This is a genomic window from Paracoccus onubensis (assembly GCF_003591515.1).
Classification (GTDB): domain Bacteria; phylum Pseudomonadota; class Alphaproteobacteria; order Rhodobacterales; family Rhodobacteraceae; genus Paracoccus; species Paracoccus onubensis.
In genome coordinates this window covers 19644-44580 of record NZ_QZCG01000002.1, presented here as the reverse complement: position 1 = coordinate 44580, position 24937 = coordinate 19644, and the positions used below count along the sequence as shown (strand labels likewise).

The window sequence follows — 24937 nt, the reverse complement described above, 5'->3', positions numbered from 1 at the left end:
CCTCATTTCCGTTGAAAGACCGGAGCGCGCTTCTCGGCAAAGGCCCGACGGCCCTCCTGCGCATCCGCCGTAGCGAAACAAATGGTCTGCAGGTCACGCTCGTATTCGATTGCCTTTTCAAGCGGCATCGTATGCGAGGCACGCAGGTTCAGCTTGGCCGTCTCGGCCGCGATCGGCGCACGCGATGCGATGATCGCCGCAAGCTCATGCGCACGCGGCAACAGATCCTGCCCGGCCACGATTTCAGAGATCAGGCCCCAATCCAGACCGCGCTGGGCCTCGATAGGTTCCCCGGTCAGAAGCATCAGTGCCGCATTGGACATGCCGGCAGAATGACTGAGAAAGGCCGCCATTCCACCGCCGCCGATCCATCCCAGCCTGATTTCCGGCGATGCAAGCGTTGCGTTGGGCGAGGCGATGCGGATATCGCAGCTCATCGCCATTTCCAGGCCGCCACCAAAGGCATAACCGTTGATCGCGGCGATGGTTGGCTTCAGCAGCTTGCGGATCGCATCGCAATAATCGGGCCGGTTACGAAAATTCCACGGCGTATCGTAGCCGTCCAGTTCCCGGATATCCGAGCCTGCACAGAAGGATTTCTCGCCCGCGCCGGTCAGAATCACGCAGCGGATCGTATCGCTCGCGTTGCATTCGGCCACCGCCTCCAGCAGGGCGTCGGCCATCTCGGGCGTCATCGCATTCAGTTTGGCCGGCCGGTTCAGCGTGATCTGCGCCACATGGCCGCTGATCTCGAAAAGGATATTTTCACTCATGTCGTCCTCATGCTCAAAGCGCCGCACCGGGCCTGCCGGCCTGCGGGCGGTGGTTGCGATAAAGCCGGTTCAGATGGTCAAGCAGATCCCGATGGGCGCATCGCGTCGTGAAGCCTTCGCGCAGCAAAGCCGACGCGGCTGTCTGGAAAGCGATATATCCGTCAAAGCGCGGCCTCACCCAAGCCGCTTCCAGCGTGGCTTCGGTATCGCGGTAGAAGTTGCCCCACCGCGCGTTGACCGCCTTATCCGTCCAGGCCCGGCGCAGACTTGGCTGGCCGTCATGCGCGGGGATGAAATCGCATTGCGCAGTCTCGGACATCAGCCATAGCAGATGCCGGATCAATGCCTCCGAGATCTCGGTGCGGCGACTGACGGCCAACCCTGTCCCTCCAAGAGTCGAACCGATCCCTTCGGGTCCGGCGGGGGCATCAGCGAAGGCGAGCGGGCGATGTTCCGGATCATCCGGCGCGGCGTAATTCACATAGCCGTAGATCAACGGGCAATAAGCAGCTTCGTCACTTGTCGCCATCAGTTGCAGGATCCCGATCGGGTTCAGGTTCAGGACGGCGGCCGGAATATGCGCGTAAAGTTCGGCAAGGATATCCAGCGCTTCAAGCCCCGGTTCGGTCCCGATATAGCCCTCGTCCAGTCCCGGAAACGCACCCAGCGCCACGCAAATCGAACCAAAGCTCAGCAATGCATGCGGGCCAGAGACCGACAAGGCGACACCCCCCGATTTCGACAGGCGCAGCACCTCTGGCCAGGTCGTCGGCACGGTAGCGTCAAGCTGGTCCGGACGCGATGCGGCCACCTGCGTCGCGGCATCCAGCGGCAGGGCCCATAGTCTGCCCTCGTAGTGATACGATTGAAGCGAAGGCCCGATCACTGCGCCGGAAACCTTTTCCAACGCATCGGCTGGCAGGATCGCGTCGATCGGCGTCAGGCAGTCCTGCGCGAAAGCTTCGCCGACATGCGGGTGATCCAGCACAACCAGATCATAGCGCTCGCAAAGATCGGCGATGGGCGCGCTTTCGAAGCCTTCCAGCGGCTGCTTGTCCCAATCGATGGCCAGATCGTCATGTTCCGACAACCTCGCCGCAGCGGCGGCCAGCGCGTTATAACCGCGCGGATGATCCCAGGTCAGGCCCTTGTAGCGGTGCTTCATTGGCTGTCCCCCAGATGGATCGCACCCGATGCGGAAAGCGCCTGAATCCGGGTGTCGTCATAGCCAAGGGCACGCAATACCTCTGCGCTGTGCTGTCCGACCAGTGGCGTCGGGCGGTCGATGGCCGGTGGCGTTTTCGAGAATTTATAGGGAAACCCGGGCGTACGCACCCGACCCTCGGTCGGATGATCATATTCGACAATCGTCCCATTATGCCGAATCTGTGCGTCATTTTCGAGATCGGCATAGCTATAGACGGGGCCGCACCAGATATCCGCTGCCCGGAACAGTTCAAGCCATTCCGACGATGATCTTTGCAACAGCTTCTCGCGCGTCAGGGCAAATATTTCGTCGCGCCGCGCCCAGCTGTCGGTTTCGTCATCCATGTTCAGGAATGACGGTTCCCCGATAACCTCGCCAAGCGTCTTCAAGGGGGGGAAAGCAAGCGTGATGTAACCATCGGAGGTCGCAAAGGCACCATAAGGCGCGCGGATATAGACATGGGCATGAGGCTCGGCCGAGCGTTCCTGCGGTTTGCCGGTCTGAAGATAGACGGACAATTCCTGCATCTGAAGCGTGGTAATCGCATCAAGCATGTTCACCTCGACCTTCTGACCCTCTCCCGTCCGTTCGCGGTGGAGAAGCGCCGCAAGAACCCCCTCGAAAGCGGTGGAAGCGGCAACGGCATCAACCAGGAACTGGCCCGCCGCGGTCGGCGCCTCATCCGCGCGTCCGGCAGACAGCATCGCCCCCGACAAGCCCTGCAGGATCAGATCCTGACCGGGATGGTTCACATAAGGCCCGTCCTCGCCATAACCCGACATCGAGACATAGACGAGCCGGGGATTCAGCTTCGACAGCGTTTCGTAATCCACCCCCAACCTGTCCGCGACTCCCGGACGGTAATTCTGGATGAAGACATCGGCGGTTTTTACCAGCTCCAGCAACAACGCCTTGCCGTCTGCGTCCTTCAGATTGACGGCAAGCGAGCGCTTGTTGCGGTTCAGCGACAGGAACGAGACGTTGATCTTGTTCCCGCGCGCGCCGCCGGCGGATACATGGCGCTGCCATTCGCCGCTGATGGGTTCGATCTTGATGACATCCGCCCCCAGATCGCCCAGGCGCTGGGCCGCGAATGGGCCCGCCATGGCGATGGAGCAGTCAAGAACACGGTAACCGGACAAGATATTTTTGGTCAATTCGGAATTCCCTGATCGATCGGAGGATGGAAATCCGGCAGGTGCCGGATGACTGAAGTCAGTCGATGCGCAGACCGCTGTCGATGTCGAAATAGGAGGCCTGCGCGATATCGAGCGTCAGCCCGACCCGATCGCCTGCCACGATGCCGCTGTAGCCGCTTTGTGTCGCCATGATGTCGGATTGCCCGTCCTCGTCCCGAGCTACGCGCAAGCTACCCGGATCGAAGGCCAGCAGCGATTCCGCCCCCGCATGCTCGACCAAGGTCACCCGCACCGGCAGCGCATCCGCAGCATCGGCGGTGGTCAACGAGATCGCATCGGGGCGAATACCCAGCCAGACCTTGCGATCATCGCCGCGCGGCGCTGTTTCCGGCAGCGGCAGAAGCCGGTCGCCGATGCGGAGAGAATCCCCCTGAAACTGCGCCTCGATCAGATTCATCGGAGGTGTTCCGATGAATCGGGCGACATAGGTATTCGCCGGGCGCTCATATATCTCGCGCGGGGTTCCGAATTGCTGGATATCGCCGCCGCGCAGCAGCGCGATCTTGGTGCCCATCGTCATGGCCTCGACCTGATCATGGGTCACATAGACGAAGGTGCCGCCAAGGCGATGATGCAACCGGGTGATCTCGGCCCGCATGGCGGTACGCAGCTTCGCGTCCAGATTAGACAGCGGTTCGTCCATCAGAAAAGCCGCAGGCTGCCGCACCATCGCCCGGCCAAGCGCAACCCGCTGGCGCTGGCCGCCCGAAAGCGTGCGCGGATGCTTGTCCAGAACCTGCGTCAGGCCAAGAGTTTCGGCAGTTATCGAGACCAGCTCGCGAATGTCGGGTTTGGTTTCGATCCGCCGCTTGGCCAGATAGCCGACAAGCGGGATATGGAACCACCATTTATGTTCACGCATGATCAGCGGGAAGGTAATATTCCGCCGAACCGTCATATGCGGATAAAGAGCATAGGACTGGAATACGAAAGCCATGTTCCGGTCGCTGGGCGGCAAATGCTCGACCTGCCTGCCGTTCAGGTGGATCTCGCCCGAAGTCACCTCTTCGAGGCCGGCGATCATCCGCAGCAGGGTCGATTTGCCGCAACCCGACGGTCCAAGAAGGACAAGAAAATCGTCATCCCCCACATCCAGCGAGATGTCGCGGATGACCGTAAGATCTCCGAATTTCTTTTTGATATTCTGAAACCTGAGAGCCATGATCAGTGCCTGTTTGACAAATTTCCGGGACGCGACGGCATCATCCTTTGACACCCCCGCTGGTCATGCCCGCCACGATGTAGCGCTGCACGAGAAGGTAGAAGACGACCGCCGGAAGCGTATAGGTCAGACCCACGGCCATGACGGTATCCATAGGTGTGGACAGTTCGCCTACGAAACTGGCCAGCCCTACCGAGGCGACCTTGAGGGATTCGTCCGAGATGAAGGTCTGCGCGAAGACATATTCGTTCCAGCCCTGAAAGAAGGCGATCACCGCGACCGCGGCCAGTGTCGGCGCAATCAGCGGAAGCACGATCGTCAGCACGATCCCGACACGGGAGCAGCCGTCGATCCGTGCCGCTTCCTCGATCTCGGTCGGGATGCCGTCGATTGCGCCCTTCAGGATCCAGGTCACCACCGGCACCGCAAAAGCGGTATTTGCAAGGATGAGCCCGGTCAAACTGTCCAGAAGCGCGAAACGCGAGAAGATGTCGTAAAGCGGCACGACCAGCATCGCCTCGGGCAGCATCTGGGTCACGAACAGGCCCAGCGCCAGCAGCAGCTTGCCGCGAAAGCTCATCCGCGACAATGCATAGGCGGGCAGGATTGCAAGCAGCAGCGACAGCGCCGTCGTTCCAAGCGCAATGATCAGGCTGTTACCAAGCCATGTCAGCAGCGGGGTCGAGACAAGCGCGCGGGCATAAGTGCCGATCTGCGCCGGATCGGGCAGCAGACGGGGACTGCCGGCGAAAAGCTCCTCCGAAGAGGTCATCGAGGTAACCGCCATCCAGTAAACCGGAAAGGCGGCTATTCCCAACACCGCCAGAACGGCAAGGATGCGAAAATGGAAGGCCCAGGATCGGTTCATCTTATTTCCCCGCTGCCCGGTCGGCACGTGCCGACAACCAGAAATAGATGAAGGTCACTACCAGCGCGATGCAGACACCGATGACGCCGACAGCCGCCGCATGACCAAGATCCAGATAAACGAAGGCGCGGCGATAGAGATCAATGACCAGCGTGTTCGTCTCGCCCAGAGGACCGCCTTGGGTCATCACCCAGATCACATCGAACCGGCGCAGGGACCAGACGGTCAGCAACAGCGCAAGAATCGCGACCGTGGGCCTGATCGTAGGCCAGACGACCGCCTTGAAGACGCTTAGTTTATCGGCCCCGTCGATAATCGCGGCCTCTCGCAGCTCGGACTGGACGCCCTGAAGCGCCGACAGGATGACGACCGATGAAAAGGGAAATATCTGCCAGATCGTGGCGAAGAGAACTGCTGGAAGCGCCCGTTGCGGATCGTCCAGCCAGTTGATCGGTTCGGCGCTGATTCCCAGCCCGGAGAGGATGTCGTTGAAGATGCCGAATTGGGCGTTGTACATCCAGATGAAGATAAGCGCGACGGCGACCGGCGGAGCAGCCCAAGGAATGGTGATGAGCGCACGGGCGAGGCCACGCCCCCGGAAGTTGAAATCCAGAAGCAGCGCCACCAGCAGGCCAAGACCGACCCCGCCGGATACACAGATCACGGTATAGATTGCGGTGATGCGCAGTACTTTGTGGAATTCGGGATCTCCCAGCACGTCACGATAATTGTCGAGACCGACGAATTCGCGAAGAGACGGATCCAGCAATGATGTATAGGTCGTGCTGAGGATAAATTCCTGCATCAGAGGATATGCATGGAAGATCAGCAGGTAAGCCGCCAGAGGAGCAATGAAGGCATAGGGCAGGAAACGCGCCGGGTCCTTGCGCCTTGTCTGAATCTTCACCGAATTGCGCATAATGCCAAAGGTCCGTGAGCGAGGGTACGAAAATCAATTCTGCAAGGATTGGCAGGCCCTGCTACGAAGGCCCGCCAGCCGCTTTCAACGCCGGAGGATACGGGTTTCGACATGCTCCTGGACCCGGTCCATCGCGTCCTGCGGGCTGACCCCGCCCTGAAGCACCCGCAGCACCTGCTCGACCACGATCTGCTGAATTTCGGGCGATTTCTCTTCCAGTCCCTGGGCAAGCGCCGGAACAGAATTCGGGGTCTGCGCGTCATAGGCGGCAAGCCATGGATTGGCGGCCAGTTCCTCTTCGCTACGCTCGACTACCGTTGCGACATTCGCCGCACCCAGAAGCTGTTGCAATTCCTGCTGCTGTTCCGGCTCTAGCGCCCATTTCAAAAACGTTCCGGCCGCCTCTGGCGCCTTGGTGTTGGCGTTGATCGTCACGGGCGCGAGAATCATCCCCTGTTCGGGATGCGGAAAGGGTGAGGCAGAGGCATGGATCGGCTTATCGGCGCCCTGTGCGGTCAGGATTGTGGCGACGCCGCCATTGTCGATCTCCATCGCAACCCGGCCTTCCCAGAACATCCGCCGGTAGGTCGCGGCATCGGTTCCGCGCGGGATCACTTCGGCATCGTATACCTGCTTGTATGCCTCGATTCCCGCAACCACCTCGGGACTGTTGAAAGTGGGCGTACCATCGGGAAGCGACCAGCGCCCACCGAAGCCATAAACGAAATTGGTAACGTCATACCAGACACCGCCGCGTTCCGCCATCGTCGCACGATACGCAAAGCCATAATTGTCGTTACCTGTCGCGGCCTTGGCATATTCCAGAAATTCATCGAAATCCTTCGGAGGCTCTCCACCCGGAAGCAGGTCGGCATTATAGATCAATGCGTAATTGGCGCTGTCGAAAACCACCCCGAAGCGGGTATCGTCCACCTTCATATAGGCATCGGCGCTGGTGAAGTCATATTGGGCATCATCGATGACGTCATCCATCGGAAGCAACCGGCCGGCATTGGCCGCCGCGTAGAACTCTGGCAGGTCGAACCGGACCAGATCAGGTCCCGCACCCCCGCCCATCTGGGTAAAAATCGTCGAGGCATAAGAGGAGAACGGGATGGTGATGGGCTGGACCTCGATCTCATCCTGACTGCCATTGAATTTCGCAACCCATTCACGCAGCGCGTCACCGCGCCCCACCTCGGCAAAATGCGACGCCGAGAACGTGATCACGGTCTTCTCCTGCGCCGACGCCTGGGCCAGCGACAAAGCGATGGCGGCAGCGCCGATTACAGGAACCATCCGGTATCCTCTTGATTTCTTAATCATATTCCCCCCTTTGCATTCGGCGAGACGCAATTTTCAGGCAGAACACCAGATCACGATCTTGTTGCCGCCTCGCATCTCGCCGTTTAATATTTAAAATTAATTTTTACAAGTAAAATTTATTTACCTTGCGGAACAGGACAACTTGCAGGAAATGCTGCTATCCAACATGCACCGGGGCCTTCCCGGCCCAGCGTTCAGAATGGTGAGGTAAAAATGACAGCCAGCGAAAATGGAGATGTCGATGTGAGCGGCGGCAAAAAATCTCAGGCCGGCAGCTATGCCGCACCGGCGCTGGAGAAGGGGTTGGACATTCTTGAACTGATCTCGGCCTCACCGCAGGGAATTTCGCAACAGCAGATCGCCAAGCGACTAAACCGCACCACGACCGAGATCTTCCGCATGCTGAATGTTCTGGAACGGCGGAACTATCTCAGCCGGGACAGCGATGGCTCCTATCAGCTGACACTGAAGCTGTTCGAACTGTCACATCGACATCCGCCGACCAAACTGCTTCTGCATGTGGCCCTGCCGCTGATGCAGCAACTGGCCGAAGACAGCCGGCAATCCGCGCATCTCGCCGTTTACCATCAGGGCTGCATTCTGGTCATCGCGCAGGTCGACAGCCCGGAACCTCTGAGCTTTGGCGTGAAGCTGGGCACCCATTTTGTGATAAAGCCGGAACGAACCTCTGCACTGGTCCTGACGGCATTCGCGCAAAACGCGCGTGCCGCGCAGATGGCCGAGGAAATGCTGCAAAATGACGATTCCGGGCTGACAGCGGAAGAACTCGAACAGAAACTTCGCGGCATTCGTGCGGCACGTCATTACCTGAACCCCAGTCAGACAACGGCCGGAGTCGTTGATGTCAGTTGCCCGATCTTCGGGCTGGATGGCACAACTGTCGCGGCACTTACCGTTCCCTTTCTCAGCCAGAACAACATCACTGTGCAGGTGGAAGATGTCCAGCATATGTTGCAGAATACTGCATATCTGATCTCGGAAGGCATCGGAATGCGCAGGAAATGATCCAGATGACACATCTGCCCTGCCCCGCAACAGAATCGACCGCCTGAAATGGAAATTTACAGGGGCTGTTCTCCTGCTGCCGGTCAGACAAGGAAACGCATGTAAAACGTTTCGAATAACCTCTGCCCTTTACAATTCCCGCAAAGGGCAGAGGTTATGATCAATCGGATGATTTACGTAACCCCGCCCGCAACATACGCCGGTAGATCGTCGTCCGCCCTATTCCCAAAATACGTGCCGCTTCCGAGACTTTCCCCCCGGAACGAGCAAGAGCCCGCAGCAAAACGGCGCGATCAGTCATATTCAAAGTGAGCTCCGGGTTATCCTCATTGAACCCTAAAAGCTCGGCTGCGGGAATATTCTTGATGTCCCCTTCCACATCCAGATTCAAAGCACGACGCGCGGTGCGGGTCGCGCCAATGGCAATATCGTCACTATCCACAGCCAGAAGCGCTGCCGGATCGCCGCCGTCTTTCGAGATGGAAATAATCCGTGACTTCGGATGGATAGCCCGAAAATACATTGCCTCGACGATCTTGGACATAAGGGTGATCTGGGACAGAATAAGCCGGTTATATTGTGTATTCTGTTCACAGCGGGTCGAGGTAACATCAAGGACCGCAAGCGGTCGCCCATCCGGTCCCCAGATAGGTGTACTCATACAGGACAGATCGATATTGCGCGCACGAAAATGCTCGTCCTGGTGAATGGAAATCCTCCGCTTTTCCACAAGGCAGGTGCCGATTCCGTTCGTTCCCTGTACCACCTCGGACCAATCTGCGCCATTCCACAGATCCCATTCCTGAAATTGCGTCTTGTCGGAATCATTCACACGCTGATCAATCACAACGCCTTCGGCATCTGTCAAAAGAATGCCTTGCCCGTCCCTACCCACCAATTTGAAAAGCTGATCGAGCTGAGAGGATGCAATATTCAGAAATCCCCCCAGCGCTTCTCGCCGCAACGACACTTCTAATTGCGTCAAACGTTCCGGGCGATAATCATCCGCCGGATCAATGCCATATTTTAGCATCGACCGCCGCCAGGATGCCGTCAGTCCGGATCCCGCAAGTGATGAACTACAGCTTTTTAAGACGTCTGAAACGTGTTTTTTTTATACATAACCAACTACCGTGAACTGTTTAACATTTACCGATTTTCTGACAGATCAGCACGATAAACAATAAGATCGATAATATTTGATATATATTCCATATAGTCACCCAACGTTTTTCCAAAATTTGTTTCGAAAATGGAACGTCTCTAAAAAAAACATCTCCCCCTGTGCAGTCACCAGGACGACAGGCCACAATGTGCAAAGCGTAGTCTGATCGCCCGCCCAACGGGATCTTCGTTGGCATCCGGATGGCCGAAGGCTTTATGTCCTGCAAATCTCCTGATAAGGTCGCCGCCGACGCGGTTTCCCTACCGGGATCTCTCCGCGATTATTCTGAATAATTGTTTCTGCTGACCGATCATGAAAATTGACCCCACCTCGTTGCCTGATGTCGTTGTCGTCGAACCTGTCAGGTTCGGCGATGCCCGGGGCTGGTTCTCGGAAACCTGGAATGCGGCGCAAATGGCTTCGGCTGGCTTCGATCTTTCCTTCGTGCAGGACAATCATTCCTTCTCGGCCGCGCAATACACGCTGCGTGGTCTGCATTACCAAAGCCCGCCTCATGCGCAGGATAAGCTGGTGCGTTGCAGCCGTGGGGCGATTTTCGACGTGGCGGTCGATATCCGCCTTGGCTCGCCACATTACGGCCGATGGACCGGGGTCGAGCTAAGCGCCGAAAACATGCGGCAGTTGCTGGTGCCGAAAGGCTTCCTTCACGGATTCCTGACCCTGACCCCCGATTGTGAGGTGCAGTATAAATGCAGCGATTTCTATGCTCCGGATTGCGACGGCGCCATTCGCTGGGATGATCCCGATATCGGCATTGACTGGCCCCTGCCTTCAGGCGTGCAGCCTGTGCTTTCAGCCAAGGACAGCGCCGCCCCCCGGCTGGCGGGCTTTGATACCCCTTTCAAATGGACAATGACAGAATGAAGCTGCTGATTACCGGCGGAGCCGGGTTCATCGGATCCGCCGTGGTCAGGCTGGCAATCGCGCGCGGCCATCAGGTCGTCAATCTGGACGCGCTTACCTATGCCGCCTGCCTTGAGAATGTGGCGGGCGTCGCCGAAAGCCCGCTTTACGCCTTCGAGCAGACCAATATCCGCGACCGGGCGGCGCTTGACCGGATTTTCGCCGCGCATCGCCCCGATGCGGTGATGCATCTCGCCGCCGAAAGCCATGTCGACCGCTCGATCGACGGGCCGGGCGCATTCATCGAAACGAACATTACCGGCACCTATAACATGCTGGAATCCGCCCGCGATTTCTGGGTGGGCGAAGGGCGTCCTGAAGCTTTCCGCTTCCATCATATCTCCACCGACGAGGTTTTCGGATCCCTGCCGAACGATCCTTTGGTGAAGTTCACCGAAGATACAGCCTATGATCCGCGCAGCCCCTATTCGGCATCGAAAGCCGCTTCGGACCATCTGGTCAGGGCCTGGCACGAAACCTATGGCCTGCCGGTTGTTCTGACCAATTGTTCGAATAATTACGGCCCCTACCATTTTCCCGAAAAGCTGATCCCGGTGATCATCCTGAACGCGCTGGCCGGCAAGCCATTGCCCATCTACGGGGACGGTTCGAACATTCGCGATTGGCTTTTCGTCGAGGATCATGCCGATGCGCTTCTGCTGGTGGTGGAGAAAGGCCGCGTCGGCCGCAGCTATAATATCGGCGGCGAGAATGAGCGGACCAATCTGGAGCTTGTGCAGACGCTTTGCGCGATCCTTGATGAAAAGCGGCCGAAGGCGCAGGGGTCTTACACGGACCAGATCACCTTCGTTGCCGATCGTCCCGGCCATGATGCCCGCTATGCGATCGCGCCCGGACGTATCCGCGAGGAACTGGGATGGCGGCCCTCGGTCACGGTCGAGGAAGGGCTTGCGCGGACCGTGCAATGGTATCTGGACAATGAGAATTGGTGGAAGCCATTGCAGGGCCGTAAGGGAATCGGTGAAAGACTGGGGGTGAAAACGTGACCGGCAGGCAGGTCTGCGGCCCTGCGGACGGCATCGGAGAATCCGGATGAAGCTTCTTGTCTTTGGCCGCAATGGGCAGGTTGCCACTGAATTGCAGCGTCTGCGGCCGGAAGCGCTGTTTCTCGACCGGGCAACAGCCGATCTGTCGGTTCCCGCCGCCTGTGCCGCCGCGATCCGCGCCCATCAGCCAGAGGCCGTGATCAATGCCGCCGCCTGGACTGCTGTGGACAGGGCCGAGACCGAGGAGGCCGCCGCGACCGTGGTGAACGGGGACGCTCCTGCCGCCATGGCGCGGGAATGCACCGATCTGGGGATTCCCTTCATCCAGATTTCCACCGATTACGTTTTCGGCGGTAGCGGTGAGACTCCCTTTGCTCCCGACAGCCCGACCCGCCCCTTGGGCGCCTATGGCCGCTCGAAACTCCGGGGGGAGGAAGCTGTCCGGCTGACGGGCGGCATCTATGCGATCCTGCGCACCTCATGGGTATTTTCCGCCCATGGCGATAATTTCCTGAAGACCATGCTGCGGCTTGGACGCGAGCGTAACAGCCTGAACGTTGTGGCCGACCAGATCGGCGGCCCCACCCCGGCACGCGCTATCGCGAACGCCTGTCTGACCATTGCGGAACAACTTGCAACAGAACCGGGAAAATCCGGGATCTATCACCTTTCGGGAACGCCCGATATATCCTGGGCAGGCTTTGCCCGCGAGATCATGGCGCAGGCCGGGCTGGATTGCGTGATAGAGGATATCCCGACCTCGGAATATCCTACCCCGGCGAAACGGCCGCTCAATTCCCGGCTGGACTGTGCGGGCCTTGCCGGTTTTGGACTTGACCGCCCCGACTGGAAACAGGCAGTCCATGAGACGTTAACCGAACTCGAGGCGATCCGATGACAACAGCTCCCTTTCCGGCCCGCAAGGGCATAATCCTCGCGGGCGGATCGGGCACAAGGCTTTACCCGATCACCATCGGCGTGTCGAAGCAACTTCTGCCGGTCTATGACAAGCCGATGATCTATTATCCGCTTTCCGTGCTGATGCTGGCTGGCATCCGCGAGATTGCCATCATTACCACGCCTCATGACCAGGAACAGTTCCGTCGCACTCTGGGGGATGGCAGCCAATGGGGCATCGGCCTGACCTGGCTGGTTCAGGACAGCCCCGACGGGCTTGCCCAAGCCTATCTTCTGGCCGAGGATTTCCTTGCCGGCGACGCTTCGGCGATGATTCTCGGGGACAACATGTTCTTCGGACATGGCCTGACCGAGCAGATGGAGACTGCTACGGCCCGTCAGACCGGCGCCACCGTCTTTGGCTATCGCGTCTCGGATCCGGAACGCTATGGCGTGGTGGGATTCGACGCGGCAGGAAAGGTCGAAAGCATCATCGAGAAACCGGCGAAACCGGCCTCGAACTATGCCGTTACCGGGCTGTATTTCATGGATGGAACAGCTCCGCAAAAGGCAAGATCGATCAAACCCTCGGCCCGGGGCGAGTTGGAGATCACCTCGCTTCTGGAACTGTACCTGGCCGAGGACAGGTTGATGGTGGAACTTATGGGGCGCGGTTATGCTTGGTTCGACACCGGAACGCATGGAAGCCTGCTTGACGCCGGAAATTTCGTCCGCACCCTGGAACTGCGTCAGGGCCTGCAGGTCGGAAGCCTTGATGAGATCGCTTTTGAAAAAGGCTGGATCAGTGCTGCTGTTCTGCGTGAACGCGCGGCATTTTTCGGCAAGAATGAATATGGCGCCTATCTGTCGGGCCTAATTCGGACGTAAGGTCCGGGAACTGCAGGAGGGGCACATGTCGGAAATCACCTGGGATCTGAACCAACTGACCGAAGGGCCTGCCTGGCGCGGTGCGGTCGACGGATTCACCGATGAATGGATTTATGGCTGGGCGGTATCGGCATCCGAGCCCCAACGGCCGGTCGAGCTGGAGATTTACCTGTTTGGCGAGCCGGTCCTGACCGCGATCAGCACCATCTTTCGGGAAGATATCGCCGGACTGTTGAAACAGCCGGTCCGGGCGGGATTTTCCGTTCCTTTGCGCGACATGACACAATCGGCTGCGCAACAGGTCCTGGATCACCTGCGCAAGGCCGGACCGGGCGAGGCACGGATTGCCGATATCCTGCGCATCGAAGTCCGCGGCACTGGCCTTGCCTTGCCGCTTTCCTCCAATCTGGCCGGGATCGACCGGGGGCTTTTGCAGCGCGCCATTACCCGGCGCGCCAATGGGATTTCCAAGCGCGAGGAAGACCGGTTGCGCCAACGCGATCGCCTGCTTGAATCGACCCTGGACGGTGGACCTGTATCCGCACCGGTGACTGTCCTGGCCTTCTATCGGTCACAATTCTATCCCTATGCCCTGCATGATGGCTGGTATGGCCGGGACACGACCGATTGGGCGGATGTCGCTGCCGCGCGGCCTCTATTCGATGGTCACACCCAGCCCAGACTGCCGGGAAATGGCGGTTTTTACGATCTGCGCGTCGATGCCGTTCAGCAAAGCCAGATCGCGATCGCAAAAGATCACGGGCTAAGCGGGTTCTGCTATGACTATCACTGGGCCGCCGGACAGGCCCGGATGACCCTGCCCATCGACCGCCATGTCGCGCAGGATTACGATTTCGGCTTCTGTCTGTGCTGGACGAATGAGGGCCTGCTGCGCGCGCCCTCTGGTGACGGAGGGGCAACCGTCCCTCCGCATGAACACAGCTATGGCGGCGATAATGATTTCATCCGGTCCTGTCTGAAATATTTCCGTTCGCCGCGTTATATCCGCATCGACGATGCCCCGCTTCTTCTGATCCGCGGCATTTCATCCCTGAAAAGCCCCCCCGAAACCATTCGCCGCTGGCGCGAGATCATGCGAGACGAAGGATTCCCGGATCTGCATGTCTGCATCGTCGAGACCGAACCCGATATGAATCCCCATGATTACGGCGGCGACAGCAGCTGTCAGTATCCGCCCATCGGCCTTGCGGGGGCTGCGGAAGGACAGGGTGAACATGACATGGCTCCGGGATGGCAAGGGGACATCCGGGATTATGCCGATATCGTGCAAGGAGAGATTTCCCGGCCAGCGGCAGGGCATCTGCGCTTCCGAACCGCCATGCCGGGCTGGGACGATACGCCCCGCCATGGCCTCCGGGGCACTGTTTTCACCGGCGCGCGGCCAGAATTGTTTGGCCTGTGGATGCGCCATCTGGTTGCCGAAGCGCGCGACCAATTGCCCGAGGGACGGCGTTTCGTCTTCGTCAGATCGTGGAATGACTGGGCCAGCGGCGCTTGTCTGGAACCCGATCGCCAAAGCGGGACGCAGATCCTGACCGCGATGCGTGACACCCTCACGCCCCAGGCGCTTGCACTTGCGCCGCTGCGCCCGCCACCCGACGGACAGCCCGACCCACTGGCGGAAACCCGCCGCTGCGTTGAAAACCTTATCGCCGCCAATCAAGCGCTTGACGCTCTGGTCGCGCGGCGTGGCCGGGGACTCTGGAGCGGGGACGCCTCGGTCTTCGTTCCTGTTGCGGCACAGTTGATGAGGGTCGAACGACAACCGGGCCAGCCAACCGGAATCGACATGCTGAACGGTCACCCGGTCGGAACCGGAACTGATCTGCCTGTTGCGCGCTGGCAGGGGCTTGCGATGCGTGGCTGGTTCTTGGTGGGTGGGCGCGGCGCCGCTACGGCAATGATCGCACTACGCGACACGGAAGCGCCCGAACGCCGCTATGTCGCCGCGATCCATAATCGTGAAGGCCGTCCGGATGTGGTTGCAGCCCTGTCGCTGGACTCCGGCGCGACGGATTGCGGCTTTACGCTTAATGCCAGCCTCAAAGACGTGCCGGCCGGGCGCTATGAGGTGGAATTCCTGATCCCGGATCCCTACCGCCCGAAACACGCCCTGGCGGTCTGCCCGGATATCGTTCTGCTGGTGGGTTAGGGTCATGACGGCAGTCCCCCTTGTCAGCGTTATTGTCCCGACCTATTGCCATGCGGGCTATCTGGCCGATTGCCTGCAATCGATCCACGATCAGACTTATGACGCGCTGGAGCTGGTTCTGATCGATGATTGCTCGACCGACGAAACCTGGGAGCGCGCGCAGGAACTACTGTCCGGCCCGCTCGCGCAGCGGTTTCAGAACGTGGTCCTGTTGCGCAATGAACACAATCTCGGAGCGCATGCCACGATCAACCGCGCCATCGCCGCCGCGCAGGGCAACCATCTTTCGCTGATCAATTCCGACGATCGTTATCATCCCGACCGGATCGCGACATTGATGGCGGCGCTGTCGGATACCGGCTCGGAAATCGGATTTTCGCTGGTCGAGGTGCTGGCCGAGGCGGGTCCCAGCGCCAAGATAGACGAATTCTTCCGTCTCTTCGCGCTGCGGCAGCTTTTTGCGTTTGATCGCGATCCGACTACCGGTTTCGCATTGATGCGGGCAAATGTCGCGATCTCCACCGGCAATCTTCTGTTCACACGCAATCTTTACGAACAGGCTGGCCCGTTCCAGCCGCTGAAATATTGTCATGACTGGGATTTCCTGCTGCAGGCGCTCTTTTTCACCGAGCCGGTCGTGGTCCAGGAACCGCATTATTTTTACCGGTTGCATGACACGAATTCCTTCTCGTCGCTGGGTCATGTCACTTCGATCGAACTGGAAGAGACGACCCGCCGTTTTCTGCGCCGTGGATTGCAGGGCAAACCATCGCCCAACCCGCTTTTCCCCTGCGAGGCGAACTGGCCGGGTTATTTCGAACATGTTCTGCGCGAATGCGGCTATGAGGGCCATATGCGGCGCGAAAAGGACGGGGTCGCCGCGGGTTTTCCCTTCGCGCCCGAGCTGATCAATCCTGCCGGCTGACAACAGGAATGCCCTGCGGCAGATGATGGCTGCGGCCCGGTTTTGCGATATGTTGTGGATCCTTTCAGTTGTATCCACTAAGCAGAAGCTGCCTTGCAGCAATGACCGCCACGTGATGGAGTGACAGAGTGAACGGGGTAGGAAATGTCTTCCAGAAACTCTGAAAAAAGCGAGCTCCTCGCATCCGGCCTGTTCGATCCTGACTGGTATCTTGAACGCAATGGCGACGTCAAATTGCTGGGGATGGATCCGCTGGAACATTATCTCTGGCTGGGCCATCGGCTTAACCGGAGCCCCGGTCCGAAATTTGATAGCGACCGATATCTGCGCATCAACGGCGATGTCGCGCGGCACAAACTCAATCCGGTTCTGCATTATATCCGCCATGGCCGGGCCGAGGGCCGGCAGGCGTTCGAGGTTTCCGCCACCGGAGCGGTCACCACGGGAGCAGCCCCTGGATTGCGCCGGGTGGCGGGCGGCATCGCAACACGCCCGGGCCGGCCTGTGGTCATGTTGTGCAGTCACATAGCGGGTAACAAGCTTTTCGGCGGCGAGCGCAGCCTGCTTGATATGCTGGACGGTCTGAATGCGCTTGATTTCAATGTGATCGTCACCGTGCCCGGCGCCGATAATCCGGCTTATTTCGAAACTCTGCGCGCAAAATCCGTGGCTGCTTACGTCCTGACCTATGGCTGGTGGCGCGACGGAACACCGGTGAGTGACGCGGTGACAGCGCAATTTGCCCGGATTATCGCTGATGAAGCCGTGGATGTGGTCCATGCCAATACCATCGTTTTGCGCGAGCCGCTGATTGCGGCACGGCGAATGGGTGTCAGAAGTATCGTCCATGTGCGCGAGCTTATCCGCCATGACGAGGCCCTGTTGAACATGATCGGTGAATCCGCCGACGCGATCGTCGAAAAGGTATGGGACAGTTGCGACCGCGTGATCGTGAATTCCATGGCAACACTTTCAGGCTTTGCGCAGCCCGGTCGCGAAGCGGCTCTGGTTTACAATACCGTCGATTTCGGGGAACTGGCGCGTCTGTCGCCTGCACCGGCACATGACGGGCTTCGTGTTGGTCTGATCAGCTCGAATCTTCCCAAGAAAGGACTTTGGGATTTCGTGCGTGTGGCACAGGAACTGGCCGCCCACCCAGAGATATCCTTCCGTCTGATCGGCCCGGAAAATGAGCATACCGCCATCATTGCCACGAAGATCCAGGCGGGCGAACTACCCGCCAATCTCGGGCTTATTGGCTATCGTGAAACTCCTGCACAGGCGGTCGCGGAAACCGATATCATCCTTAGTCTGTCGCATTTTCAGGAATCTTTCGGCCGGACGGTCCTTGAAGGCATGGCTGCGAGCCGTCCTGCCATCGTCTATGACCACGGAGCGCCGCCCGAATTCGTCGCACATGGGGAAACCGGCTTTGTCGTCCCGGTCGGCGAGACAGGAGCCGTGGCCGAAGCGATCCGCAAGCTGGCTTCGGATCGCGAAGGACTGCGCAGGATGGGCCTGGCGGCCCGGGCAAAGGCTATCGCGCGCTTCGACCGGACTGCCTATACCAACCAGTTGCGCAGCGCCTATGAAGGTCTCACCCATGCGCCGGAACCGCAACGCCTCAGGTTGCCGGCCCGCCGGGATCTGACGCCGCAACCGCGGGAGACGATGAAAATAGCCTATTTCTGCTGGCATTTCCCGGTACCCTCGGAAACTTTCGTGCTCAATGAGCTGCGGCTTCTTCGCGAACAGGGTTTCGATGTTCGGGTCTTCTGCAGACAGTCGCCTTATCCGGATTTCAGACCCGATTTCGATATCGAATGGGAAACCGTGCGCGACGCCGCTCATCTGGCCGAACGGTTGACCGGGACCGGACGCAGCATCGTGCATTCCCACTTCGTTTATCCGACCGTGACGGATATGGTCTGGCCGGCCTGCGAGGCGGCAAAGATCCCGTTCACCTTCATCGCCCATGCGCAGGACATTTTCCGCTACCGCAATGACGCAATGAACCGTATCGGCGAGGTGGCGCATTCGGATTGGTGCCGCAAGGTCTTTGTTCCGTCGCGCTTCCATCGCCAGTATCTGGCGGCGCGTAACGTGCCCGACGGCAAGATGATGATCAGCCCGAATGGCTGCGATCCCCGGCTTTACGCGCAGGGCTGGAAGGAAGGGCGAGAGAAGCGCCCCTTCCGGCGCATCATTGCCATCCACCGCTTCACCGAGAAAAAGGGACTGATCCACCTGATCCGGGCCGGGAAGCTTCTGGAACAGGACAATATTCGCATCGAGCTTTACGGCTATGGTGAACTGGAAGAAGCTTATCGAGCGGTCATCGCCGAAGAAGGCATCTCCAATGTCGCGATTTGCGGCCCGGTCAAGGGACGCGATGCGATGCTGGCACTTTACCGCGAAAGCGATTTGTTCGCATGTCCTTCAGTCCGTGCCGCCGATGGTGACATGGACGGCATCCCGACCGTGCTGATGGAGGCCATGGCCGCGGGCCTGCCGGTACTGACCACGGATTTGTCGGGGATTCCCGATCTGATCGAGGACGGCATCACCGGCCTTGTCAGCGATGCCACGCCCGAGGCGATCGCGGCACGCATCCGGGCCTATTACATGTTGCCCGACGTTGCCGTGACCGCGATGATCGAGAATGCCGCCGAACGCATTCGCAAGAATTACAATTCCGAACATCTCGTCGATAACCTGATCCGGGTCTGGGCGGGCGAGACCATCGATCTGATGATCGTCAGCTGGAACAACCTCGCACAGACATCCGAGGTGATCCGACGGCTTTACAAATATACGTCGCTCCCCTTCCATCTGATCATCTGCGACAATGGCAGCGACGCCCCTGCTCTGGCGAAGCTGCTGGAACTTTATGGCGAGCGTGACAATGTCACCATCCTGCTTAACCGCGACAACGCGATGGTTGGTCCCGGCACCAATCTTTGCCTTGCCGAGGGAAAATCGGATTATGCGATCTATGTCTGCGGCAAGGAAGGCATGACGACGCGCTACGGGTGGGAGACGGCATTCATACGTTACATGAACGCCCATCCCCGGGTCGGTCAGGCGGGGACGCTGTGCTATTCGCCCTCTTATCTCTTCGGGCGCGATTACCCCAAGGCCCAGGCTCTCTGGGACAAGTTCCGCAATCAGGAGTTCGCCCTGAACAATCCCGATCGAAGCTTCAGCCATGTGCAGGGCGGCTTCTTCGCGCTGCGGCGGAAGATGATCGATGAGATCGGCGGATTTTCGGACACGGTTCCGCATAATTCGACCGATGTGGAATTTTCCTATTATGTCGAAAGCTGCGGTTGGGAATTGGGTGGGGTTCCGGGAATGATGTCGCTGTTCAACAAGACGCGCCCCGGGTTATTCCACCGGATTGACGAACATATGGGCGCGCTGCATCCCCCCAGACTTGAAGATCTGCCCGCGCTTGACGCAATCGCGCGGCGTGAGGTCTATCACTGCAATGCCTGCGGCAGGCAAAGCCGGGAATTTATGGATCTCGACGGCGCGGCTGCCTGTCCGGATTGCGGTGCCGACCGGCGCGCGCGCTCGATTCATCGGGTGCTCGCGGAATCGATTCTGCTTTATCGCCGCCTGCCCGCATTGGGGGTCAATGTGCCTGCCGCCCTTGAAAATTTCTGGCGCGAACAGTTTCAGGGACGGATCTGCAATGCTGAAGAACTGACTCGGGATATCACCCGGAACGGGCGGATCGATCTGGCGGATTCACGCCTGCCACTTATCCTGCTGAACGACGCGACGGGCGCAATTGACAACGATCGCCTGCTGGCAGAAACCGCGCGGGTACTGGCACCCGGAGGCACTCTGATGATTGCCGGCCGTCATGCTGACGCACCGCTGACGTCGCGGCTGAGAAAGACGGGGCTCGTTCCGGCCGGCGTCAGACGCTACACAAGCAGCGTGAGCCATTACGATTGGCTGCCAGTGCTGCTTTACACCCGCAACCCGACCAATGCGGCAGCGGCCAGATGACGGGGCGGGTTGCCATCACGGGTGGAGCGGGCTTTCTTGGCACGGCGCTTGCCCGGCGGCTGCGCTCTGGCGGAGATGAAGTCTGCCTGCTTGACCTGCCGGATCGGCTCGCGGCGGTAGCAGATTTGCTTGTGGGCATCGAAACGCGGCCCTTCGCCTTTCCGGATATTACCGGGATAGAGCAGGCTCTCGCCGGCGCCACGGCACTGGTTCACATGGCCTGCACCACAACGCCCGCTTCTTCGATGACTGACATGGCCCGGGATGCGGCCCAGAATATTGCCCCCTCGGTCGCGATATTCCAGGCCGCCGGTCATGCCGGTATATCGCGGGTGATATTTGCGTCATCCGGCGGCACGGTCTATGGCGATCCCAAAAGCCTGCCGGTGCCGGAAAATGCAGCGGGCGGAGCATTGTCGGGTTATGGCGTCTCCAAGCTTGCCATCGAGAATTACCTGCGCCTTGTGGCCGGAAAGGCCGGCTTCACCGGAATCAGCCTGCGGATCGGCAACCCCTACGGACCGTTCCAGCTACGCGGTGCCACAGTCGGGGTCATTGCCAATTACCTCAGGCATATTCATGCCGGCCACGCCCCTGAAGTCTGGGGCGACGGCTCCGTCGTACGGGATTACATCCATATCGATGACGTCACATCGGCGATCCGCATCGCTCTTGCCACGCCGGAACTCTCTTCGGGATCGTATAATATCGGCTCTGGTGTCGGGCATAGTATCAACGATATCTTCGCTGCCATCCGTCGCGTGACCGGCACCGATCTCGCATTGCGATACAAGCCTGCCCGAGGATTCGACGTCGACGCCATCGTGCTTGACACAACCGAGTTTCGGCGGATGACACGCTGGGCGCCCCGGGTAGAGCTCGAGACCGGAATCGCGGAGCTCTGGAATATCCTGCAAGAACGGAAGGAGTCCGAATGACGGAACTGATCATCCGTGCAGAATGCCCCGGACGCGACGATGTCCTTCCGTGCCTTATCCTGAAAGCTGATCCGGACAGCAGGGCCACTTTTAGCGGAATGCATAGATTCCGCTTTCACGACACATGCTTATTTCCATTTCTAAGATGTAGCTCCATATGAACAAAAAGACATCAGATCGTACCGCCGTAGTTGTCCTGGGAATGCACCGTTCGGGCACCTCCGCGCTTTCCGGGGTACTGAATATCCTGGGCTGCGATGGGCCGGCCACCCTCATGGCCCCCAATGAAAGCAACGAAAAAGGCTATTTCGAATCCAGCAAGCTTTACCGGTTTCACACCGATCTTTTCGCGTCGGCCGGAACGCATTGGGATGACTGGCTGCCAATGCCAGCAACCTGGTCCGCCAGCCCCCCCGCCCGGGAATTCCACCAGCTTGCGGTTGAGACAATGACCGATGAATTCGGCCAGTCGCGCCTGTTCGTGCTCAAGGATCCGCGTATTTGCCGGCTGGTCCCATTCTGGGAGGATGTGTTCCAGGAGATCGGCGCGACGCCCGGATATGTTCTGACCCATCGCAATCCCTTGGAGGTCGCGGCCTCGCTGGGCAAGCGAAACGGGATCACGACCGGGCTTAGCCATCTGATCTGGCTGCGGCATGTTCTTGACGCCGAGGCCAATACCCGTAATCGGCCGCGCTGCTTTACCAGCTTCGCGCAGCTCATGTCGAATTGGACCGGAGTCGCAGAAAAAATCCAGACCGCGCTGGATCTGAGTCTGCCGCGCTTCTCATTGGGGGCCGCGACCGAGGTCGAAGCCTTTCTGGAAAGCGATCTGCAGCATCATAAGGAAGTGCCCGGGAAGATGCTTCAAAGCCCGATGCTTTCGACCTGGGTGCGGGATACCTATGAAATTCTGGAGCGCTGGGTTTCCGACGGCGAGAATAGCGAAGATCACAAGCGTCTGGACGCGCTCCGCGGCGCAGTTGACAGGGCCGCCCCGAACTTTGCGCAGGTCATAAAAAGCGGCCTCGACAAGGCAGATGCGCTCACGAAGGAACAGGCAACCATAACTGCCTGCATCGATGATCTGCGTCAGGACATGGCCGAGCGCGACGAGCAGGTTAAGCGGCTTGAGACTCAACTCGAACAAGCGCAATTCCGCGTTTCAGAGCTGGATCAGGCCCATGCTGCGCTTCTCGCCGAACATCAGCAGGATGTGACCGAGATTCAGCGTCTCAACAAAGAGATCGAGCGTGAGCGATCCGCCAGAAGTTCGGCCGAGGCCCGGTCTGCCGAATTCGATAGCCGCTTGCAGGTTCAGTTCCGGGAATTATCCGACGTGACGCGTCTTCTGGCCGAAAGTGAAAAACGCGAACAGGAAGGGGCTGCGCTTCTGTCAGAGACAGAGACCCGGAAAGAGGCCGAGAAGGCGGAGATTCAGGAGATTGCAAACCAGTTGCGCGATGAAATTGCGGCGCTGCATAACAGCAGATCCTGGCGCATCACATGGCCGCTGCGACGATTTACCGATGGGATCAGAAGCCTGCGGAAGTAATCCCTGCCGGATTATCCCGGTTACGCAGCCGTCCATTTCTCCGGCAGGATCGGCAATGACCTATACCTGAAGCAAGGCACTGCCGGAAATAAAGCGGGGCCAGAGGGCGCAGAACGCCTCATCCGGGGCCATTGGGGTCCCTTTCAAATAGGGATAGGACAGGAAATGCGGACGGGCGGCATCTGTTTCGCAGCGCGACAGGTACCGCTCGGCCTGTCCGGTAAAGATCTGGTCGGGATTCACTGCCCGCACGATTTCGTGGTGGAGGAAACGCGTACGGCAAAACACGATCTTCTGATAAAACACCGCCAGCATCGGCAAGATCAGGCGAAAGAAGCTGTCGCCGAAGATCAGAAGCGTGCGCTTGCTGACTGCCTGGGGCGAGTCGACCAGTATCATGATCCCGTCATTGCCGGAAATTCCGTTTGAGCCCATTGTGACCGGCACCAATGGCTTTTGCAGGCGGTCAATGATCTCTGACCGGGGCGGGGTCAGCTTGCGCCCCAGATCGCCGGGTTCTATCTCGCGCGGGGCCAGCCCCGCGAGACTGTCGCGCAGATAGGCATCATGCTCAGTCGGAAACAGATCGGCGACGATGGCCGAGGTGACCACGATATTGCCCCGCGCACTGTAATGGGTGTCAGTGCGCCGCATGGTCTGCCCGCTGTCGGTCAGCCTGTCGATCGGATAAAGTACTGACGCCTTCGCCTCGGCGGAAGGGGCACGCTCACCATACGCACGTTGATAGAGTGACGAAAGCTGTCGCTCTGGTTTCAGCAGATTTCGCAGAACCACGCATTTATCCGGAAAGACGACGTGACGATAGCCGATCCCTGCGCTGGCGCAGTAGGCCGCGCGCCCGGAGATGTTCTTCCAGAAGATCCCCGGCGCCTTTGGGAGCGGCAGCGCCGCGCCCGAGAAATAGTCAAATACGGAATGCGCACCTCCGGACAGGAAAAGATAACCATCGCCGCCTTCATGGACGACTTCATCCGGAAACGGCTCCTGCGTCATCGGCTCATGGAAAATGTCGCGGTCTCGGCGCTTTGACGGTCAGGCGCCGCGAATGCGGGAAATTTGCGCCACTCGTCCAGATCGAGTCCGGTCAGCCGCTCAGTCTCGGCGATATCTTCCTGCATCGTCGCATGCAGATCCTCAAGCTCGGTGCGGGTGAATTCCGGTCGATCCTCCGGTGGTGCGCCGGGGTCATCAATGACAAGCTTGTCGTCGCGCCAGGTAAGGCTGAACCCTGCATTGACCGTTTTGCGCAACACGGTTTCGCGCTCGGGAATCTCCAGGAAAGCAGTCGCCGCGCGGACGAATCCGGCCGGGTCATCCCTGAGTTGGTCGAATTTCAGAAAGCAGAAAGCTTCGCGCGGATAAGCGTCAAGCCAGCGCGTCAGGGACGGGGCATAGCAACTGGTTTTCGTTGAAGAGAGGCTGACGGGCATCGTGGCGGTGTCGCCGATCCGGATATCCCGGGCATAGCGCCCTCGCCGCCAATTATGGATGTAGAAGGAAACCGCCTTCTCGGTCGGATGGCGCATGCAGACGATGATCTTTGGCGTGCCGGGAATAAAGGTCTTCAGGTTCTTCAATGCCCGGGGCCATTGCAGATAGGTCGTTGAACCTTCGCCAACCCATTTTTCGTCCCGGGCATCGACGAAATTGGTTTCCAGATACTCCTCGTACCGGGTTTGATCGATTTCCGGTTTCGAGAAAAACAGCGGTTCCTTGGGAGAGCAGAAGAACACATCCGGATGGCGGGCCAGAACATTGGCCAGATAGGTCGTGCCGGACTTCTGGGCACCAATGATAAAGAGGTTCGGTGTTCTCATCACACTCTTTCTATTTTCTTATCAGAACCTTTCTTGCAAGCCCGAATGTAAAGGACTTGGATTGCCTCCGCTAGGGGCACGGCAATCCGACTCCAAAGTTTCACCCGGCCGGCATGCAGGTCCGGCA

At 59.1% G+C, this 24937-nt stretch carries 20 protein-coding genes; 10 read left to right on the top strand and 10 right to left on the bottom strand.

Annotated features, from left to right (window positions below; all coding sequences use genetic code 11):
• Positions 1-2: 2 nt before the first annotated feature.
• From D3P04_RS02730 to D3P04_RS02700, 7 genes are all read right to left on the bottom strand, one after another.
• A complete protein-coding gene (locus D3P04_RS02730; protein ID WP_119745734.1) occupies positions 3-773 on the bottom strand; it encodes an enoyl-CoA hydratase/isomerase family protein in 771 nt (256 codons plus the stop codon).
• A 13-nt stretch (positions 774-786) separates the two neighbouring features.
• Complete coding sequence (locus D3P04_RS02725) at positions 787-1938, bottom strand: type 2 periplasmic-binding domain-containing protein (RefSeq protein WP_119745732.1); 1152 nt, start codon at positions 1936-1938, stop codon at positions 787-789.
• Positions 1935-3137, bottom strand: a complete 1203-nt coding sequence (locus D3P04_RS02720; RefSeq protein ID WP_232844867.1) for a CaiB/BaiF CoA transferase family protein — start codon at positions 3135-3137, stop codon at positions 1935-1937. Before D3P04_RS02720 ends, D3P04_RS02725 begins: the two co-directional genes overlap by 4 nt.
• Positions 3138-3195: 58 nt before the next feature.
• Entirely contained in the window at positions 3196-4341 is a 1146-nt protein-coding gene (locus tag D3P04_RS02715) for an ABC transporter ATP-binding protein (RefSeq protein ID WP_119746478.1), read from the bottom strand.
• A 40-nt stretch (positions 4342-4381) separates the two neighbouring features.
• Complete coding sequence (locus D3P04_RS02710; RefSeq protein ID WP_119745730.1) at positions 4382-5209, bottom strand: carbohydrate ABC transporter permease; 828 nt, start codon at positions 5207-5209, stop codon at positions 4382-4384.
• A gap of 1 nt (position 5210) precedes the next feature.
• Complete coding sequence (locus D3P04_RS02705; protein ID WP_119745728.1) at positions 5211-6128, bottom strand: carbohydrate ABC transporter permease; 918 nt, start codon at positions 6126-6128, stop codon at positions 5211-5213.
• An 84-nt stretch (positions 6129-6212) separates the two neighbouring features.
• Positions 6213-7427 carry an extracellular solute-binding protein gene (locus D3P04_RS02700; RefSeq protein WP_182912717.1) on the bottom strand — a complete coding sequence of 405 codons (1215 nt, stop codon included), beginning with the start codon at positions 7425-7427 and terminating at the stop codon, positions 6213-6215.
• Between the two features lie 240 nt (positions 7428-7667).
• Here D3P04_RS02700 and D3P04_RS02695 point away from each other — a divergent pair, with 240 nt between their 5' ends.
• Positions 7668-8480 carry an IclR family transcriptional regulator gene (locus D3P04_RS02695; RefSeq protein ID WP_119745724.1) on the top strand — a complete coding sequence of 271 codons (813 nt, stop codon included), beginning with the start codon at positions 7668-7670 and terminating at the stop codon, positions 8478-8480.
• 160 nt (positions 8481-8640) lie between these two features.
• Here the strand turns inward: D3P04_RS02695 and D3P04_RS02690 are convergent, their stop codons facing one another.
• The gene (locus tag D3P04_RS02690; protein ID WP_119745722.1) at positions 8641-9513 is read right to left on the bottom strand and encodes a helix-turn-helix domain-containing protein; all 873 of its coding nucleotides are present in this window, start codon (positions 9511-9513) and stop codon (positions 8641-8643) included.
• A 444-nt stretch (positions 9514-9957) separates the two neighbouring features.
• Here D3P04_RS02690 and rfbC point away from each other — a divergent pair, with 444 nt between their 5' ends.
• From rfbC to D3P04_RS02645, 9 genes are all read left to right on the top strand, one after another.
• On the top strand, positions 9958-10530 hold the full coding sequence (gene rfbC / locus D3P04_RS02685) for a dTDP-4-dehydrorhamnose 3,5-epimerase (protein WP_119745720.1): 573 nt from the start codon (positions 9958-9960) through the stop codon (positions 10528-10530).
• Positions 10527-11576, top strand: coding sequence for a dTDP-glucose 4,6-dehydratase (gene rfbB / locus D3P04_RS02680; RefSeq protein ID WP_119745718.1), 1050 nt, complete (start codon positions 10527-10529; stop codon positions 11574-11576). The genes rfbC and rfbB overlap by 4 nt, the downstream gene beginning before the upstream one ends.
• Positions 11577-11622: 46 nt before the next feature.
• Complete coding sequence (gene rfbD, locus D3P04_RS02675) at positions 11623-12474, top strand: dTDP-4-dehydrorhamnose reductase (RefSeq protein ID WP_119745716.1); 852 nt, start codon at positions 11623-11625, stop codon at positions 12472-12474.
• Positions 12471-13361, top strand: coding sequence for a glucose-1-phosphate thymidylyltransferase RfbA (rfbA, locus tag D3P04_RS02670; protein WP_119745714.1), 891 nt, complete (start codon positions 12471-12473; stop codon positions 13359-13361). The genes rfbD and rfbA overlap by 4 nt, the downstream gene beginning before the upstream one ends.
• 25 nt (positions 13362-13386) lie before the next feature.
• Entirely contained in the window at positions 13387-15534 is a 2148-nt protein-coding gene (locus D3P04_RS02665) for a glycosyltransferase WbsX family protein (protein WP_119745712.1), read from the top strand.
• 4 nt (positions 15535-15538) lie between these two features.
• Positions 15539-16459, top strand: a complete 921-nt coding sequence (locus tag D3P04_RS02660; RefSeq protein ID WP_119745710.1) for a glycosyltransferase family 2 protein — start codon at positions 15539-15541, stop codon at positions 16457-16459.
• Between the two features lie 144 nt (positions 16460-16603).
• The gene (locus tag D3P04_RS02655) at positions 16604-20479 is read left to right on the top strand and encodes a glycosyltransferase (protein ID WP_119745708.1); all 3876 of its coding nucleotides are present in this window, start codon (positions 16604-16606) and stop codon (positions 20477-20479) included.
• Positions 20476-21417, top strand: coding sequence for an NAD-dependent epimerase/dehydratase family protein (locus tag D3P04_RS02650; protein WP_119745706.1), 942 nt, complete (start codon positions 20476-20478; stop codon positions 21415-21417). Before D3P04_RS02655 ends, D3P04_RS02650 begins: the two co-directional genes overlap by 4 nt.
• A 157-nt stretch (positions 21418-21574) precedes the next feature.
• Positions 21575-22972: a sulfotransferase family protein gene (locus D3P04_RS02645; protein ID WP_147391871.1), complete on the top strand. Its 1398-nt coding sequence runs from the start codon at positions 21575-21577 to the stop codon at positions 22970-22972.
• A gap of 60 nt (positions 22973-23032) precedes the next feature.
• Here D3P04_RS02645 and D3P04_RS02640 read toward each other — a convergent pair whose 3' ends face one another.
• Positions 23033-23986: a hypothetical protein gene (locus D3P04_RS02640; protein WP_119745702.1), complete on the bottom strand. Its 954-nt coding sequence runs from the start codon at positions 23984-23986 to the stop codon at positions 23033-23035.
• The gene (locus tag D3P04_RS02635; protein WP_119745700.1) at positions 23983-24810 is read right to left on the bottom strand and encodes a sulfotransferase family protein; all 828 of its coding nucleotides are present in this window, start codon (positions 24808-24810) and stop codon (positions 23983-23985) included. The genes D3P04_RS02640 and D3P04_RS02635 overlap by 4 nt, the downstream gene beginning before the upstream one ends.
• Positions 24811-24937 lie beyond the last annotated feature (127 nt).